Below are 647 nucleotides of genomic sequence, written 5' to 3'. Positions count from 1 at the left end.
AGTCGGACGGCGAGTTGCCCGGCCGTGATCGGTGTGCCGTGCTCGGTGCGGTGCTGCGTGGCCACTTGCTGGGCGCGCGTGAGCAGTTGCGGTGACACGAGCGGCAGGGTGAGCTGTGCGGCGTCGTGCTCGTTGACACGGGTGTCGGTGGCAGGACGGGCCAGCTTCGGAGTCGTCGTGGCGTCGCGGTGCGGTGCGGGCTTGCGGGTGGCCAGGGCATTGGCCCGGGCGGTGGCGGATCCGGTCGAGCTGGTCGCTGCCGGTTTGGTGATCCGGTCGGCGATCTCAGCCGGGGACGGTGTCTCCGGACGCGTTTGCGTCAGTCCAGGAGTCGGGGCCGAGTCCAGCGGGGCCGGGATCGTGGCCGTCGCGTGGTCTGCGTTCTCGGGAGAGAAGGCAGGACGCGGCGGGGTCACGACCGGCTTGTCGCGCGAGGCGCGCTGGTCGGCCGGAGCGGATAGGCCATTTTTAGTTGTGTTTTGAGTTGTGTTTTTAGTTGTCTGTTCGGTTGTGGATTCAGTTGTGTATTCGGTTGTGGTGTCGTTCGTGCGGCCGGTAGCCGTGGCGACCTGGGTGGTCGAGACCATCGGCCGTTGAACGGCGGCGACTGCCGGAGTCGGGGAAACCGACGACCGGTCAGGTCGCAA

1 pseudogene is annotated in these 647 nt (G+C 67.5%); it reads right to left on the bottom strand.

Annotated features, from left to right (window positions below):
• Positions 1–587: pseudogene (locus tag ADL15_RS17605) on the bottom strand (hypothetical protein); the annotation flags it as partial.
• Positions 588–647 lie beyond the last annotated feature (60 nt).

This window comes from Actinoplanes awajinensis subsp. mycoplanecinus, assembly GCF_001509495.1.
GTDB classification, from domain to species: domain Bacteria; phylum Actinomycetota; class Actinomycetes; order Mycobacteriales; family Micromonosporaceae; genus Actinoplanes; species Actinoplanes palleronii.
This window is presented reverse-complemented; position numbering and strand designations above follow the sequence as displayed.